The organism is Candidatus Tisiphia endosymbiont of Micropterix aruncella (assembly GCF_965178575.1).
In the GTDB taxonomy this organism is placed as follows: Bacteria; Pseudomonadota; Alphaproteobacteria; order Rickettsiales; family Rickettsiaceae; genus Tisiphia.
Genome location: NZ_OZ238268.1, coordinates 909,065 through 925,413, shown reverse-complemented (window position 1 = coordinate 925,413; position 16,349 = coordinate 909,065). Strand labels below are relative to the sequence as shown.

Here is a 16,349-nt window from a genome sequence, read left to right as displayed (position 1 = left end):
TAGTTGCGATAAGGCAAGCAACTATTGCTCTACCGGAGTCTCAGGCCACGACACGCTACAAGATGGAATTTATCTGAACCTAGGAGATCCATTGTATTCTTATGCAAGTGAGTACTTTAAAACAAGCTGTCAAGAGCAAGGATTAAAGGATGATACAATGGAAGTCGGACTGGCTCATAGTACTCTGAGCATGGGAAAGCCATGTACATGGGGAAGGGGTCAGCAATATAGCGTTAGTGTAAGTACGCTTAATTCACTAATACACAGAGGTTAGAGAGTAGAATGGAAAGTAAACTTAAACTTATATCTGCTAAGGCTAAGGAAGATAGGTTGAAGCAGAATAGCTATATTGAAGAGCCGTGTGTGGGAAAACCACAAGCACGGTTCTGTGAGGGCTATCATAGCAATGAAACTTTATTAATTAAAGGATGGTAAGAGCTATGATTTCTACTCGGCAAAATTTCGTCGGTTAACAGGAGTAAAGAAGCTAACATTTTCACAGATGGTGGATATTCTGAGGCATGCTGATAATCTTAAGAAATTAAAAGGTGGGCGTAAAAATAAGCTCAATTTGGAGGAACAGTTGCTGATGGCCTTAGAATACCTTAGAGAATACCGTACTTATTTCCATATAGGTCAGAACTATGGGATTAGTGAAAGTTCAGCATATAAAGCTGTTAAATGGGTAGAAGACACCCTAGTTAAACACCCAAACTTTGCTCTTCCAGGTCGTAAAGCTCTAATGAAGAGTGATATGAATTATGAAGTAGTCTTGATTGATGCTACTGAGAGTCCCATAGAAAGACCCAAAAAAAACAAAAATTCTATTATTCAGGAAAGAAGAAAAGGCATACACTAAAAACTCAAATAGTGGTAGACAAGAAAACACACCAAGTAATATGTACAGATTTTTCTAACGGTAAAAAACATGACTTTAGATTATTTAAGGAATCCAAAATTCTTATCCATCCTAAGGTTAAAGCGATTACTGTGTGAGTAGACCTAATCAATCACTCAATTAGGTCCCTCCTCAGAACCGGACTTGCAGAACTACCGCATCCGGCTCCCGAAAAGCAAGATAAGTTTGACACTTTATTTGTTGCTCTAGGGCGTGTCATCAATTAAGTTGACAGGAGCGTTTATTTGTTGTGTAATAGAGAAAAAATTAAGAATAAATTTTCTCTATGCGTCGATATGCTCTACGTGACGATCAATGGGATCGGATTAAAGATAACCTACCTGGAAGGGAAGAGTCTGTTGGTGTAACAGCCAAGGATAATCGCCTATTTGTAGAAGCAGTCTTGTATCGATATAGGGCTGGTATACCTTGGAGAGACCTACCTGAACGTTTTGGAGATTTTCGAGTGATTCACCTACGTCATTCAAGGTGGAGCAAGACAGGTGTGTGGAAAAAGGTTTTTGAGATGTTGTCTGAAGATGCTGATAACGAGTATGCCATGATTGATTCAACCATTGTTAGGAGTCATCAACATAGTGCTGGTGCTAAAAAAAAGAGTTAGAGGATGACCAAGCAATTGGACGAGGTAAAGGGGGGCTGAGTACTAAAATCCATGCCACATGTGACGCTCTAGGGAATCCAACGGGATTCCATCTTACCCCGGGTCAAGCTCATGATTTGCAAGGATCTGATGTTTTGATGAATGAATTGACGAAAGCGGATGCTGTACTTGCTGATAAGGCTTATGATGCCGATGCACGTATGCGAGATAAGCTGAAAGATAAGGGATGTACAGTTGTGATTCCCCCAAAGAAGAATCGTGTGAATCCAGCTAATTATGATAAGGATCTTTATAAAGCTAGGCATTTGATTGAGAACTTTTTTGCAAAATTGAAGCAATATAGAGCTATCGCAACACGATATGACAAAACATCTCAGAACTTTTTAGGAGCTGTTTATATGGTTTCCATGGTAATTTGCCTCAATTGATGACACACCCTAGAACATTGAGACTGTCTTCCACTTCTCTGGAAATTCCACTCTTTTAAGTATTTTGCTTAATCTTAACCAATTCATCTTACGTTTTCCTCCCATTCTATTAAACCACCCATATATTGCTCGCTTACTTTGGTAGATAAATGAACTTTCTCGTCTTTGATTATCTGATATACCATGATAATTGATCCATCCCTTTGTAGCTCTAATGACTTGCAATAATATCTGTTCTTTGTCCCTCTCATTAAGGTGACTTCGTAGATATTTTCTTAGCCCTTTAAGTTTCTCAGTAAAACGATCTCTCCTTGTGGTATATTTTAGTCTCCATGTTGTGCCAAATCTTGATTTACCCCAATAGCAAGTAAATCCAAGAAAATTATAGCTTGCAATCTTCTTGCCTTGTTTGGCTAAATTTGCAGCATGGTTTCTACCAGATTTGATCATTTGCGATTTTGCTTCATTGATGTTCAGCCCATACTTAGCTAACCTTTTAGGTAGAACATCATAAAACCTTTTCGCATCTGCTTCATTTTCAAAGACAAATACCATATCGTTACAATACCTCACCATTCCTGTTTGTCCCATTAAGTTTTCTTTGCTGATTTTGGCAAACCAGCTATCTATAACATAATGCAGGAAGACATTAGCCAAGATTGGCGAAACTATTGAGCCTTGACGACAACCTTCTTTGTTAGTAACTATAGTGCCATTTTCTATAATTGGTGTTTCGATCAGTTTCATAACTAGTCTTAGAAATTTCTTGTCAGATATTCTCTTTCTTAGAAATTCCATCAACTCGCAATGTTTGATTGTATTGAAACACTTTGTCATATCAATCTCGACTATACCTCCTTCATTGAAGTTGTACGTAAGTCTGTTTAACGCCCTTAAAGCATCATGGGCATTTAATCTAGGTCGGAATCCATAGGAACACTTCAAGAATATTGGCTCAAACACAGAGTTTAATATCTTGCTTACTGCAGATTCGATTATCTTATCTTCAAAACATGATATTACCAAAGGTCTTTTGCCTCCATCTTCTTTCGGAATCAGCATAACTCGTGCAGGTTTAGCTTGATATTGACCCTTGCGAATTCTAGTAAGGAGCGAGAGCAAATTTGCTTCTAACTTCTTACCATAGGCCACTTTGGTTATACCATCTATTCCTACAGCTTTCTTGCTATCGAGTTCCTTATATTGTTCTTCTAACATCTTTAAATCAATAATATGTCCAAGATTATTAAGCTTTATGTCTTGATTTTGCGATGATAGCAACTTTATACGCTCAAGTTTCGTTAACCATGTATTTCCGTCTACGCTGTGTACGGTCATTGTTTCCCTCTCACATTCTTACTTTTCTGCTAGCCCTTCGCTCCACTCCCATTACGGAGTTTCATCACTAATATGGCTAACTCAGCCATCCTTACACCATCTCCAAAGCCTCATGTTTCGGCACTTGTACTTTGAATACTTACTTAATGAAGTAAGAGTTATAAGGACTTCTCAAGTTGTGTCATTAATCTCTACAAACTCGCTGACGCCTGCGACCCCGGTGATTAAATACTTTCGGATTTGCTAGTTATAACCTCCAGTATTCTATTGCTTACTACCCTGTATCAAGTATCAGCTCTCACTACTACCGACTATTTCGGGGCTATCACGTTCACCTTTTGGTTTCGGCTCGATTGTTTCGCTGTCTACGCTTTACTACTGTCGTTACCTTCAGCAGCACAAGACTCGCTATATGGTGGAGCTAGCTACTCCTTCCATAACACGTTAATTCGGGATAAGGATTAGTAAAAATAGCAGACATATATACACTACGAAGAGCAATTAATGTATGAATTCACAGAAATGCAATTTATACATATCCAAAATCTTGTATTAGTTATAGCTAAAGCATTTTTACTAATCCTTATCCCGAATTGACGTATAACAGGACTTTCACCCATAAGATTAATGCACCTTATCTTGACGCACATACAGGATATCAAGGTATACAAAAAATTCACAATAATTCTGAATTACCAAAGAAAAAAAGCAAGAAAAATCCTTTAACTAAAAACGATAAAAAGAATAATCGTAGGTTAACAGGAGAAAGAGTTCTGAATGAAAACGTTATTGGTATGCTAAAACGGTTCAAAATTATTGCTGACAAATATCGAAATAGACGTAAAAGATTCGGTCCTCAGTACAGGACAAAGAGATTAAGGAGAGAATAAAAATAGTAGATAACGCGTAGCCAAAGCTCTATTACTTAGGTTATTGAAGACTTAAGAGGCAAGAGAATGAGTACAGCGTTATCACAATTAATAGGAGACTACTTTTTTAATAGTTTTGCAAGCATAAAATTAATAGAACAAATAATACTTAGATTTAATTTGATCTCTAGCATTTATAATTTTGAACTATATTAACCAGTTTCGAAAGAGGTTTATTGTAATTTTTGCCATAATTCAATTTCTCCATTTATTAATTTAATTGGTTAATCTTAAACTAAAAGGGTTATGTCAAAACCGAAGATATACCCTGAACAATACGACATATAGTATAATAGTAATATTAATAATATACTTTAAGTATTATATAATAAATAATATAATAAATTGTAATTTTTGTTATTTTATTTTTTATTAAGTGGTTCTAGACCAATGTTTAATTTATATTAGTTTATTTATATGGCAAAGGCACAAAAACATAAACATTCTACAAAAGCGTCTAAAAATATTAGCTCATCAGTTAGTAGTTCAGCAAGTGATCCTAGTGTTAAACAACAATTTGATAAATTACAAGCAGTTTTAAATACCTATTTAGGTAATAGTAAAATAGGAAATTTTATAGTCAATTGTATTGTATTTTCTTTTGATGCAACTCATATAACTAATGAAGACAAAATAAAATATATAAAGATTGTCGAGCAATTCTTGTCAAAGTTTGTTCAAGAAGCAGATGAGGTTGTAATAGAACAATTAAGATGGCATAAACAATTATATAATCTTGTATTAATTCGTGATCATTTAAATATAGAGAAAGGTAAGGAAAGTGTTATCGAATATTTATTGAATAGTAAGGTTTTTGGTAAGGATTTTTTTAATCCTAATAAATTAGATGACGATAATAACTTAACATTATTAGATTTGCTCCAATCTTTAGATGATGTATTAAGAACTAAATCAGAAACCAATAACAACAAAAAGTTAATTAAATGGTTAAAAGATACAAAGGGGGCTAAGAGCTCTTTAGAAATACTACAAGACAAATTTAATAAAGGGAATTACGATGAAAATATACAGAAATTCAAGGAAGACTTAAAAAATTATTTACCACAGGAGGAACACAAGGGAAGGGGGATAAAAGTAGTAATACCTGCATCAAAGAACAAGAGGCCACAAGAACTTTTAGAATGTCTCGATGTTATTTTACATAATAAAAGAGATGAGATTCCTCAACGAGTGAAATTATTTTTGCGTGTATATAATGAACGTAAATATAGTGAATGTGATGAAATTTATTGGGAAGTGATAGATACGCTTCTAAGTAAATATTACAAAGAGATAGATCGTGATAAATATATAGAAATAATACGTTCTATTATAGAAAATATACCATTAAAGACATCAAAGATAATTCACTATGAAGAGTTAATAAACCTCTTTCTTAAAAAAATAAGTCTAAAATCATTCTTCACAAAGGAAGAGCGAGAATTATTCGATAATTATACTAATACACTGGTTGAATTAAGCACTAAGGGCGAAATTAGCAACGATTTGAAATACCAGGCTTGTAAGAAGCGCTTTTTTTACTGTAAGAATGAGGAAAATTTAAAAAGAACGGTTTTACCAGAAACAATTAAAGTATTATTGGAATTAATAAAATATGCTGATAATACTGAAATAAAGACAGATTTATATCGTTTATTAATAGCTTTATATAATATAGAAAGTAGTGAATTTAAAACGTCAACCCTTAATCAGTTAGCTAATGATTTTAAGTTATCTAGTGAAGTTAAAGAGAAATTTATAAAGTTATTTTCATATCATAGTTTTGATAAAGCATTTGTTAAGACAATACAGGAAGATATAGAAATAATTAAACAAGCTCTCTTATTAACAACAAACAAGCAGGAAATCAATACGACTATTATAAAATACTTACAGGCATTCATCATGCAAATAGGAGAGTGTAGTGTTAGCACTATAAAGGAGCTAATTGATGATCTTGATACTAATGATTTTGAGTGTGTTTTGAGGGTTTTAACTAGTTTACAACATTGGTCTAAAAATGATATAGAACAAGTAAATTATACAAAAGTTTTAGGTGCACTTTCAGAAAGCGATCTAAAAAAAGATCCTATAGTTAATATAAAAGTAGCGGAATTCTATTTAGCTATAGAAAACTTAGAGCAAGCTAAATGTTGTTTAGATCGGGCAGAAAAGCTGTTACAACGTCATAAATCCTCTGCAATAATTGAAAAACACATTAACGAAGATAAATTAAGTTTAATGCTCAATGCATTTGCAGATAATAACAAAGAATTTCTAAATAAAAATTGGGAGTATATTAAAGAAATATACAGCATGTGTAGTGCTAAAAGAAAAGAGTTTTTAGAGGCGTTTCACAGTATAATTGATATATGTCAATACCATATATTAACCAAAGATCCTGAAACAAGCTCAAACTCACAAGATCAAATTAACAAAATTGTTGATAAAATCATTGAAGATGATGAACTTACTTTTTCCTTAGAAATTATAAATCAAACTACTAGTGAAAAGAAACAGCCTGAGACTAAGACTCATGAGGATGATAATATTGGTGCATCTAGTTGTGGTGCAGAAGAATATAGTCTTGAAGGAAAATCTGATACTAAGATAAGTGATACTGCTATTCAAGAAGTCTCTTACAAAGACAGTTTTGTTACAAAATTTTTAAATCACGGGACAATTATCCATCAATATTGTCAAAATATTAAAAAAGCTACTCGATTTTCTCATGATAAAAGCTCCGATCATCATCAGAAAAATTATTACACTTGGAACATTTCTAACGAAGTATCGTATACAACAAAGAATGAAGATGATGTTATACGTATTAGTAAACACAAGAATATTTATGCTATTATTGGCCTTAAGCTATTAAAGTTATTACAGCCATCCGAGAAGGATAAATTTATCAATGCTTTAAAAAAAGGTATAGTAAAAGATCCTAATCATAATGGGGTTAAAATATTAAACAAATATTTTCTACAACTTAAAGCAGATGGAGATGATCGGTTATACCCAAGCACCATTTACGAAAATAATGATGGTGATGTTTTAGTAATATTTAATAAGAAAGCTAATCATAAGGAAATAAAAAAAGCATTGAGATCTGAGAATATTAAGGTTAAAAAAGTTCCTAGGGGTGTAGACCATAGTATACAGGTAGAAGATGATCCTTTAAAGCACGACGTTTTTCTAGAAGATTATCTCAAATATGATGAAGGAGTAAGCTGCATAGGAGATATAATGAGCTGAAAGAATTAGACAAAAAAGAGAGTAGTACTTCTGGATTTTCTTTGAATCTACTAACCTCTTCTTCTTTTATTGTAATTTTTGCCATAATTCAATTTCTCCATTTATTAATTTAATTGGTTAATCTTAAACTATAGTCAATTCAGGAGAATTTGATGCTAGGAACGATGGAGCGAAGCCTATAGATAATAGGCGAGCGACGAGTGACGACGTCACCAAATTCTCATCAGTTGACTATAAAAGGGTTCTGTCAGAACTGAAGATATACCCTGAACAATACGACATATAGTAATATTGATAATATACTTTAAGTATTATAAATTAAATAGTATAATAAATTGTAATATATTTTTCATGAAGTGGTTCTGAACCAATTAATTTACATTAACTTTATTTATATGGCAAAGGCAAAAAAACATAAACACTCTACAAAAGCACCTACAACTCCTAGTTCATCAGATGACACTAGTATTAAACAACAACCCTCGAATCAATTACTAGAAGTTTTAGATACCACTTTAGGTAATAGTAAAATAGGAAATTTTATACTCAATTGTATTATATATTCCCTTGATGCAAGTAATATGCCTAATAAAGACAAAATAGAATATATCAAGATTGTCGAGCAATATTTGTTAAAGTTTGTTCAAGAAACAAATGAGGTTCTAATAAAAAAATTAAAATGGTCGGAACAATTATATAAGCTTGTATTCATTCGTGATCATTTAAATATAGAGAAAGGTGAGGAAAGTGTTATCAAATATTTATTGAATAATAAAGTTTTTGGTAAGGATTTTTTTAATCCTAATAAATTAGATAATAATAACTTAACATTATTAGATTGGCTTGAATCTTTAGAGCATCTATTAATAAAATCAGAATCAAAGAAAAACCAAGAATTAATTAAATGGTTAAAAGATAAAAAAGGTGCTAAGAACTCTTTAGAAATACTACAAGACAAGTTTAATCAAGGAGATTACGATACAAACGTAGAAAAATTAAAAAAAACATTAGAAGGATATTCACGTACATTAAAGCGAGAGAGACCAGAAGAATTTTTAAAATGTGTTGATGTTATTTTACATAACAAAAGAGATGAGATTTCTCAACATATAAAATTATTTTTTTGCAAAAATAATACGAAATCCAATGAGTCGCAATCTGATGAGTTGCAATCTAATGAGAGGTATGTAGTGGATACGCTTCTAACTAAATATTACAAAGATATAGATCGTAATAAATATATAGAAATAATACGTTCTATTATAAAAAATATACCATTAAAGTCATCAAGAATATTTCACTATGAAGAATTAATAAACCTATATTTTAACAAAATACATCTACAGTTACCCTTAACAAAGGAAGAGCGAGAATTATTAGATAATTATACTAATAAACTGGTTGAATTAAGCATTGATAGTAATGACGACGGTTTGAAACACAATGCTTATAAGAAGCGCTTTGGTTACTGTAAGTATGAGGAAAAGTTAAAAAAAACAATTTTACAAGAAACAATTGAAGTATCATTAAAATTAATAAAATATGCTAATAATACTGAAATAAAGAATGATTTATATCGTTTATTAATAGCTTTGCATAATATAGAAAATGGTGAATTTAAAATATCAACCCTTGATCAGTTAGCTAATGATTTTAAGTTATCTGGTGCAGTTAAAGAAAAATTTATAAAGTTATTTTCATATCATATTTTTGATGAAACATTTGTTAAACCAATACAGAAAGATATAGAAATAATAAAAAAAACTCTTTTATCAACAACAAACAAGCAGGAAATCAATGCGACTATTATAGAATTTTTACAAACATTTATCATTCAAATAGGAAAGTATAGTGTTAGCACTATAAAGAAGATGATTGATGACCTTAATATTAATGATTCTGAATGTGTTTTAAGGATTTTAACTTGTTTAAAATGTTGGTCTAAAAATGATATAGAACAAGTAAATTATAAAAAAGTTTTAGGCACGCTTTCAAAAAACGATCTAAAAAACGATCCTATAATTAATATAAAAGTAGCGGAATTTTATTTAGCTATAGAAAACTTAGATCAAGCTAAATGTTGTTTAGATCGGGCAGAACAGCTGTTACAATCTCATGAATCCTCTCAATATGCAATACCCCTTGAAAGATACCTTAACGTAGCTAAATTAAATTTAATGTTCAATGTATTTGCAGATAATAATAAAGAATTTCTAAATAAAAATTGGGGGTATATTAAAAAAATATACAGCACGTGTTGTACCAAAGAGGAAGAGTTTTTAGAGGCGTTTCACAGTATAATTGATATATGTCAATATTATATATTGACTAGAGATCCTGAAACAAGCTCAAACTCACAAGATAAAATTAACAAAATTGTTGATAAAATCACTGAAGATGATGAACTTACTTTTTCCTTAGAAATTATAAATCAAACTACCAGTGAAAAAAAACAGCCTGAGACTCAGACTCATGCGGACAATAATATTGGGGCATCTAGTTGTGATGTAGAAAAATATAGCTCTGAAGGAAAGTCTAACACTGAGATAAGTGATACTGCTACTCAAAAATCATCCTTATATAAAGAAAATTTTATTACAAAATGTTTAAATCAGTGGACAATTATCCATCAATATTATCAAAATATTAAAAAAGCCGCTCGATTTTCTCCTGATAAAAAGTCTGATAATCATCAAGAAACTTATCAAACTTGGAATATTTCTGATGAACTATCATATACAACAAAGAGTGAAGATGTTGTTAAACGTATTAGTAAACACAAGAATATTTATGCTATTATTGACCCTAAACTATTAGGATCATTAGAGACATCTGAACAACAAAAATTTACCAATGCTTTAAATATAGGTATAGTAAAAGATCCTAATCATAATGGGGTTAAAATATTAAACAAATATTTTCCACAACTTAAAACAGAGGGAAATAAGCGGTTATACCCAAGCACCATTTTCCAAAATGATGATGGTGCTGTTTTAGTAATTTTTGATAAGAAAGTTAATCATGGAGAGATAAAAAGGGTATTGAATTCTGAAAATATTAAGGTTAAAAAAGTTCCTGGGGGTGTAGACCATAGTATACAGGTAGAAGATTATCCTTTAAAATACGATGTTTTTCCAGAAGGCTATGATGATTTCAAATATGACGAAGAAGTAGGCTGCATAGGAGATGTTGATCCTACAAACCCTGTAAATTATTTATCAGGGGTATAGTGGACAATGCTTCTTTTTTGCTCAAATTAATAGCATCTTCGGGAATGTTCGTCTAAGTGTGTGTGCGTCAAGATAAGGTGCATTAATCTTATGGGTGAAAGTCCTGTTATGGAAGGAGTAGCTAGCTCCACCATATAGCGAGTCTTGTGCTGCTGAAGGTAACGACAGTAGTAAAGCGTAGACAGCGAAACAATCGAGCCGAAACCAAAAGGTGAACGTGATAGCCCCGAAATAGTCGGTAGTAGTGAGAGCTGATACTTTATACAGGGTAGTAAGCAATAGAATACTGGAGGTTATAACTAGCAAATCCGAAAGTATTTAATCACCGGGGTCGCAGGCGTCAGCGAGTTTGTAGAGATTAATGACACAACTTGAGAAGTCCTTATAACTCTTACTTAATTAAGTAAGTATTCAAAGTACAAGTGCCGAAACATAAGGCTTTGGAGATGGTGTAAGGATGGCTGAGTCAGTTGTAGTAGTGATGAAGCTTCGTAATGGAAGTGGAGCGAAGGGCTGGCAGAAAGGTAAGAACGTAAGAGGGAAACAATGACCGTACACAGCATAGACGGAAATACATGGTCAACAAAACTTGAGCGTATAAAGTTGCTATCATCGCAAAATCAAGACATAAAGTTTAATAATCTTGGACATATTATTGATTTAGAGATGCTAGAAGAACAATATAAGGAACTCGATAGCAAGAAAGCTGTAGGAATAGATGGTATAACCAAAGCGGTTTATGGTAAGAAGTTGGGAGCAAATTTGCTCTCGCTCCTTACTAGAATTCGCAAGGGGCAATATCAAGCTAAACCTGCACGAATAACGCTAATTCCGAAAGAAGATGGAGGCAAAAGACCCTTGGTAATATCATGTTTCGAAGATAAGATAATCGAGTCTGCAGTAAGCAAGATATTAAACTCTGTGTTTGAGCCAATATTCTTAAAGTGTTCCTATGGATTCCGACCTAAATTAAACGCCCATGATGCACTTAAGAAGTTGAATAGACTTACGTATAACTTCAATAAAGGAGCTGTAGTTGAAATTGATATAACTAAGTGTTTCAATTCAATCAAACATTCCGAGTTGATGGGATTCCTAAGAAAGAGAATATCTGACAAAAGATTCCTAAGACTAGTTATGAAACTGATGGAAACAGCAATTATAGAAAACGGTACTATAGTTACTAACAAGGAAGGATGCCGCCAAGGGTCTAAAACATCACCAATTTTGGCAAATGTCTTCCTACATTATGTTATTGACTGTTGGTTTGCTAAAATCAGCAAGGAAAACATAAGAGGGCAAACTGGAATGGTGAGGTATTGTGACGATATGGTGTTTGTCTTTGAGAATGAAGAAGATGCGAGGAAGTTTTATGAGGTTTTGCCTAAAAGATTAAACAAGTATGGCTTGAACATCAATGAAACTAAATCGCAGATGATTCAGTCCGGTAGATACCATGCTGAGAACTTAGCTAAGCAAGGTAAGAAGATCAAGAGTTATAATTTTCTTGGCTTTACTTGCTATTGGGGTAAATCAAGATTTGGTAACACATGGAGATTAAAATATACCACAAGGAAAGATCGATTTACCGAAAAGCTTAAAGGGCTAAGAGAATATCTACGAAGTCACCTTAATGAGAGGGACAAAGAACAGATACTATTGCAAGTCATTAGAGCTACAAAAGGGTGGATCAATTATCATGGTATATCAGATAATCAAAGACGAGTAAGTTCATTTATTCACCAAACTAGGCGAGCAATATATGGGTGGTTTAATAGAATGGGTGGAAAACGTAAGATGAATTGGCAAAGATTAGCTGTAATACTCAAAAGGGTCAACTTTCCAAATAAGTGGAAGAGCATTTCAATGTTCTAAAACCAACAAAATAGGGTACAAGCCTATCTTACCTTTCGGGAGCCGGATGCGGTAGCTCTGCATGTCCGGTTCTGAGGAGGGGCTTAACCAAGCAATTGGTTAGGTCTACTCACACAAATAGAAAAAGATAATCTTTTAAATATATAAAATAAAGATTATTGATGTTGTAAATAGCGAAGAATGTGGATAAGTTGATATCAACTTATCCACATGTTCTTCGTGTAAAATAATAGGAAATTTGACATGAGTAAACCAATGAAACCAATTCAACTAGATAAAGTATCACAAATACTTAATCAAGATAAATGTATGGAGATCATACAAGGACTATACCAAGGCAAGCCATTACTTGATCCAAGTGGACTGCTAACGTCTTTAGTGAAAGATTTTACGGAGCTTGCCCTAGAAGGTGAAATGGATTCTCACTTACTAGAAAATAGTTTGGAACAAGGTAGTAACCGTAGAAACGGCATTAATACTAAGACTATGAAGACGGCTACAGGTTCCTTCGAACTTGAAACACCAAGAGACCGTAATACGTCAATTCGGGATAAGGATTAGTAAAAATGCTTTAGCTATAACTAATACAAGATTTTGGATATGTATAAATTGCATTTCTGTGAATTCATACATTAATTGCTCTTCGTAGTGTATATATGTCTGCTATTTTTACTAATCCTTATCCCGAATTAACGTAATTTGGGTTTCTACTATGCAAATATCACCGATTAATAAAAAAACTAGTTGAAAAAGTACCAGTCATATTATAACATCTGAAATATTAACAATAATGATAATTAATCGAAATGCAAAAGCCAAAAGTAGCGACCTTAAGTGCTGAAGAACGAGAAGAACTAATACAACATATTAAGGCAAATTCATTAACAGGAAATGATCAGCAAGCGATAATAGAACTTGTGAAATTTTGTAACGAACTAATAGACAAGCTAGCATCATCAAATATCAGTATAAATAAGCTTAAGGAAATGCTGATTGGTTTTAAGGCAGATAACAAAAAAAAGATAGTTCAGATTCATTAAAAGAACCGCCAAGTGAATCTGATAACGGGAATGGTGGTAATGAAGAAGAGTGCGATAAGCCCAAAAAGATAGATCGTAGTAATTGGCAAGGTAAATATGGGTTTGATGATTATAAGGATGCGAATACCAGCTATTTAGCTCCTGAGAATTTTTGTAGTGGTGATAGCTGTCCTCACTGCTATAATGGCAAACTATATAATAGTGAAGCTAGAAAATTGCTACAATTCACAGGTAACGCTCCAATTACAGTCAACAGATATGTAAAGAAAACGCTACGCTGTAATGCTTGCGACTATAAAGTTATGAACAATAAAAATATCAACAAATGGACAAATAGTAGCAGAAGTGCAATAGTGTTACAAAAGACCTATGGTACTCCTTTCTACCGTTTATCTAGGTTGCAAAGTTTAAGTGGGTTTCCTGTAGCATATAGTTCGTTGTGGCAACAATATTTAGATGTTTGGCAAGAAGGTGGTGGAGCTGAGATTTACGGGGTATTATTGGAAATGGCTGCCGAATGTAATTCACTGAATCTTGATGATACTAGAGCCAGGATTTTAGAAATTACTATAGCCAATAAAAAATTACGTACTCAAAATAAGAAAGGACGCAGCTGTTATACTACTACTATATGTGCTAAGACTACAAATAATGAGGTGATAGTTTTATATTTTACAGGTAATAAGCATGGCGGGGAGAATATTGGTAACGTACTAAAGAATCGTAAGAATAGAACAGATTCTATCCAATTAATGACTGACGCAAGTAACAATAATAACCCGGTATTATCAGAAGCAGATAAAGAATTACTAGCAATAATAGTGATGATCAATTGTTTGTCACATGGTCAGAGAAAATTTACAGAGAATGAACTATATTACCCTGAAGAATGCGGATATTTTCTCAAACAAACATGTGGTATTTACCACAATGAACATCAATGTAAAGAGATGAGCCCTGAAGAAAAACTGGGGTATCATCAGGAACATAGCAGTAAATATATAGAAAACATATATAACAAAATAGACGAATTATTTAACGACAAGAAAGTTGAGCCTAATAGTAGGCTTGGACAAGTTATGAGATATTGGTTAAATAATAAAGAAGGTTTGACCCAATTTTTAAAAATTCCAGTTAGCAGTCTTGATAATAATTGGGCTGAGAGATCACTGCGTACCATTATTTTACAAAGGAAGAATTCATTATTCTTTAAAACAATCAATAGTGCTGAGATACATAGTGGTCTATATAGTATAGTAAAGACTTGTAGTGAGAACGAGATCAATGCCTTTAAATATTTAAATTGGCTACAAGAGCAGAGTAGCAAAGCAAAGAAGCATCCTGCGAATTATAGCCCTTTTGCCTATGCAAGATATATGAATAATACGGAATTAATCAAGACAGCAGCTTAAATGACAGAACGCCAATCATTAGAGAGTTTGGCAGAACTAGGATCGCCATTATGAATAAGAATGTATAAGGTTCTATGGCAAATCTGATAAGATAAATTATCAGAAGGGAAGAGTTTTGCCGTAAATTTACCTTTGGATAGGCGTTTAGAGCATAGCCAAAAGCCTTGACCGTCAAAGGACAAAATTTTAATGGCAGTTCTGTTTTTATTATAGAATAAAAACAAGGAACCATTAAGAGGGTCAGAAGAAAGTTTTTGTCTACAAACAGCGATTAAGCCATCTATACCCTTGCGAAAATCGATGGCAATAGTGGCAACAAAAATAACTGACGCCGGGGTTAGTTGCAGCATAGAAATGTCTGAATTATGGTTTTTGGCTCTAGTGTTTGGATAATAAGCTTGGTACCATTTGGTTTAATAATGTGACAAGTATAGTGATTTTGTTTGGGGTTCGCTACAGGATCAGTAGCTATAGAATTTACTAGTTGAAATGGGACAAAATTAATATTTTGTTGTAGAGCTTGATTTGAAGCTGAGACAGGAGAAGTTTTGAGGGTAGGTTCATGGGCTTTTTTAATTGAACTAATTGTTGCTTTATTAATATTAATATTAAGATGTTTAGCTATCTCTTGGTAAGAATAATGATGGAGTAATTGGTGAACTAATTCCTTTAGATGGTTTGGTATGGGATCAAACTTGTTAGTTTTAGTTTGACGCCAAGCTTTAAATTGCTGAGCTACTTGCTCAATAGTAATTGATGGTATTTGCATAGTAGGAACCCAAATGTATAAAAAATTCATACTAGCAAAAAAATTAGATAAAGTTATGCAGTTTTGCTGCAAGTATACAGAAATTTCTAAAACTAGCATTATTAGTAAACTAGCACTAAACTTTATCGATCGGTATGATGATTATAATAATATCTTTTGCCAAATAAATAGTGAGAATTTTTCACACAGACCTATTCCTAGCTTAAAACTACCTATTATACTATCTTATCTTGAAGCTGAAAGATTAGGCCAGTTAATCCTAAAAAATGCCGCTACTGAAACTAAAATTTTAAGATTTATCATGCCAGCAAATTTTATCAAATATCAACCGGGGGATTTTATCATATTATATTATCGGAATTATCAATATCAAATTAGAATTATCTCCATGAGATTATTTCGCCTAACTGTTGAAATTCACGGAATTATTGATGAAGTTGAGAGTTATATATAACACTCCATTCAATATGTGATTTTAATTATTAAAATCACATATTGAATGATGAAAAAAGTTAAAATGCACTCGTAGAACCGCTTCAAGAGTGCATTTTTC

The 16,349-nt window shown here is 32.7% G+C and carries 13 protein-coding genes and 2 pseudogenes; 12 read left to right on the top strand and 3 right to left on the bottom strand.

Annotated features, from left to right (window positions below; all coding sequences use genetic code 11):
• The first annotated feature begins 282 nt into the window (after nucleotides 1–282).
• From ACN1AG_RS04560 to ACN1AG_RS04550, 3 genes and pseudogenes are all read left to right on the top strand, one after another.
• Nucleotides 283–435 carry a hypothetical protein gene (locus ACN1AG_RS04560; RefSeq protein ID WP_417904503.1) on the top strand — a complete coding sequence of 51 codons (153 nt, stop codon included), beginning with the start codon at nucleotides 283–285 and terminating at the stop codon, nucleotides 433–435.
• Nucleotides 436–457: 22 nt separating this feature from the next.
• A pseudogene (locus ACN1AG_RS04555) lies at nucleotides 458–990 on the top strand (transposase family protein); the annotation flags it as partial.
• 194 nt (nucleotides 991–1,184) lie between these two features.
• Nucleotides 1,185–1,948, top strand: a protein-coding gene (locus tag ACN1AG_RS04550; RefSeq protein WP_417904502.1) for an IS5 family transposase whose coding sequence is annotated in 2 segments (ribosomal slippage) — nucleotides 1,185–1,517 and nucleotides 1,520–1,948 — 762 coding nt in all. Because the reading frame shifts where the segments join, the coding sequence is not laid out codon by codon here.
• 9 nt (nucleotides 1,949–1,957) lie between these two features.
• On the opposite strand, the gene ACN1AG_RS04545 is transcribed toward ACN1AG_RS04550, so the two are convergent.
• On the bottom strand, nucleotides 1,958–3,286 hold the full coding sequence (locus ACN1AG_RS04545) for a reverse transcriptase domain-containing protein (RefSeq protein ID WP_417904501.1): 1,329 nt from the start codon (nucleotides 3,284–3,286) through the stop codon (nucleotides 1,958–1,960).
• A gap of 650 nt (nucleotides 3,287–3,936) precedes the next feature.
• Here ACN1AG_RS04545 and ACN1AG_RS04540 point away from each other — a divergent pair.
• From ACN1AG_RS04540 to ACN1AG_RS04505, 8 genes and pseudogenes are all read left to right on the top strand, one after another.
• A pseudogene (locus ACN1AG_RS04540) lies at nucleotides 3,937–4,176 on the top strand (transposase family protein); the annotation flags it as partial.
• A 66-nt stretch (nucleotides 4,177–4,242) separates the two neighbouring features.
• Nucleotides 4,243–4,371, top strand: a complete 129-nt coding sequence (locus ACN1AG_RS04535; RefSeq protein WP_417904500.1) for a hypothetical protein — start codon at nucleotides 4,243–4,245, stop codon at nucleotides 4,369–4,371.
• Nucleotides 4,372–4,632: 261 nt separating this feature from the next.
• Nucleotides 4,633–7,470: a hypothetical protein gene (locus tag ACN1AG_RS04530; protein WP_417904499.1), complete on the top strand. Its 2,838-nt coding sequence runs from the start codon at nucleotides 4,633–4,635 to the stop codon at nucleotides 7,468–7,470.
• A 395-nt stretch (nucleotides 7,471–7,865) separates the two neighbouring features.
• Entirely contained in the window at nucleotides 7,866–10,700 is a 2,835-nt protein-coding gene (locus ACN1AG_RS04525) for a hypothetical protein (protein WP_417904498.1), read from the top strand.
• Between the two features lie 546 nt (nucleotides 10,701–11,246).
• The gene (locus ACN1AG_RS04520) at nucleotides 11,247–12,575 is read left to right on the top strand and encodes a reverse transcriptase domain-containing protein (RefSeq protein ID WP_417904497.1); all 1,329 of its coding nucleotides are present in this window, start codon (nucleotides 11,247–11,249) and stop codon (nucleotides 12,573–12,575) included.
• Between the two features lie 243 nt (nucleotides 12,576–12,818).
• Nucleotides 12,819–13,136 carry a transposase gene (locus ACN1AG_RS04515; RefSeq protein ID WP_417904496.1) on the top strand — a complete coding sequence of 106 codons (318 nt, stop codon included), beginning with the start codon at nucleotides 12,819–12,821 and terminating at the stop codon, nucleotides 13,134–13,136.
• 245 nt (nucleotides 13,137–13,381) lie between these two features.
• Complete coding sequence (locus ACN1AG_RS04510) at nucleotides 13,382–13,615, top strand: hypothetical protein (protein ID WP_417904495.1); 234 nt, start codon at nucleotides 13,382–13,384, stop codon at nucleotides 13,613–13,615.
• Between the two features lie 302 nt (nucleotides 13,616–13,917).
• Nucleotides 13,918–15,027 carry an IS66 family transposase gene (locus ACN1AG_RS04505; protein ID WP_417904494.1) on the top strand — a complete coding sequence of 370 codons (1,110 nt, stop codon included), beginning with the start codon at nucleotides 13,918–13,920 and terminating at the stop codon, nucleotides 15,025–15,027.
• Here the strand turns inward: ACN1AG_RS04505 and tnpB are convergent.
• A complete protein-coding gene (gene tnpB / locus ACN1AG_RS04500) occupies nucleotides 15,024–15,377 on the bottom strand; it encodes an IS66 family insertion sequence element accessory protein TnpB (RefSeq protein WP_341757307.1) in 354 nt (117 codons plus the stop codon). The genes ACN1AG_RS04505 and tnpB overlap by 4 nt on opposite strands.
• Nucleotides 15,365–15,796 (bottom strand): hypothetical protein, encoded by a 432-nt coding sequence (locus ACN1AG_RS04495; protein ID WP_417904493.1) that lies wholly within the window; start codon nucleotides 15,794–15,796, stop codon nucleotides 15,365–15,367. The genes tnpB and ACN1AG_RS04495 overlap by 13 nt, the downstream gene beginning before the upstream one ends.
• A gap of 13 nt (nucleotides 15,797–15,809) precedes the next feature.
• Here ACN1AG_RS04495 and ACN1AG_RS04490 point away from each other — a divergent pair, with 13 nt between their 5' ends.
• A complete protein-coding gene (locus ACN1AG_RS04490; protein WP_417904492.1) occupies nucleotides 15,810–16,250 on the top strand; it encodes a phage tail protein in 441 nt (146 codons plus the stop codon).
• The last annotated feature ends 99 nt before the right edge of the window (nucleotides 16,251–16,349 follow it).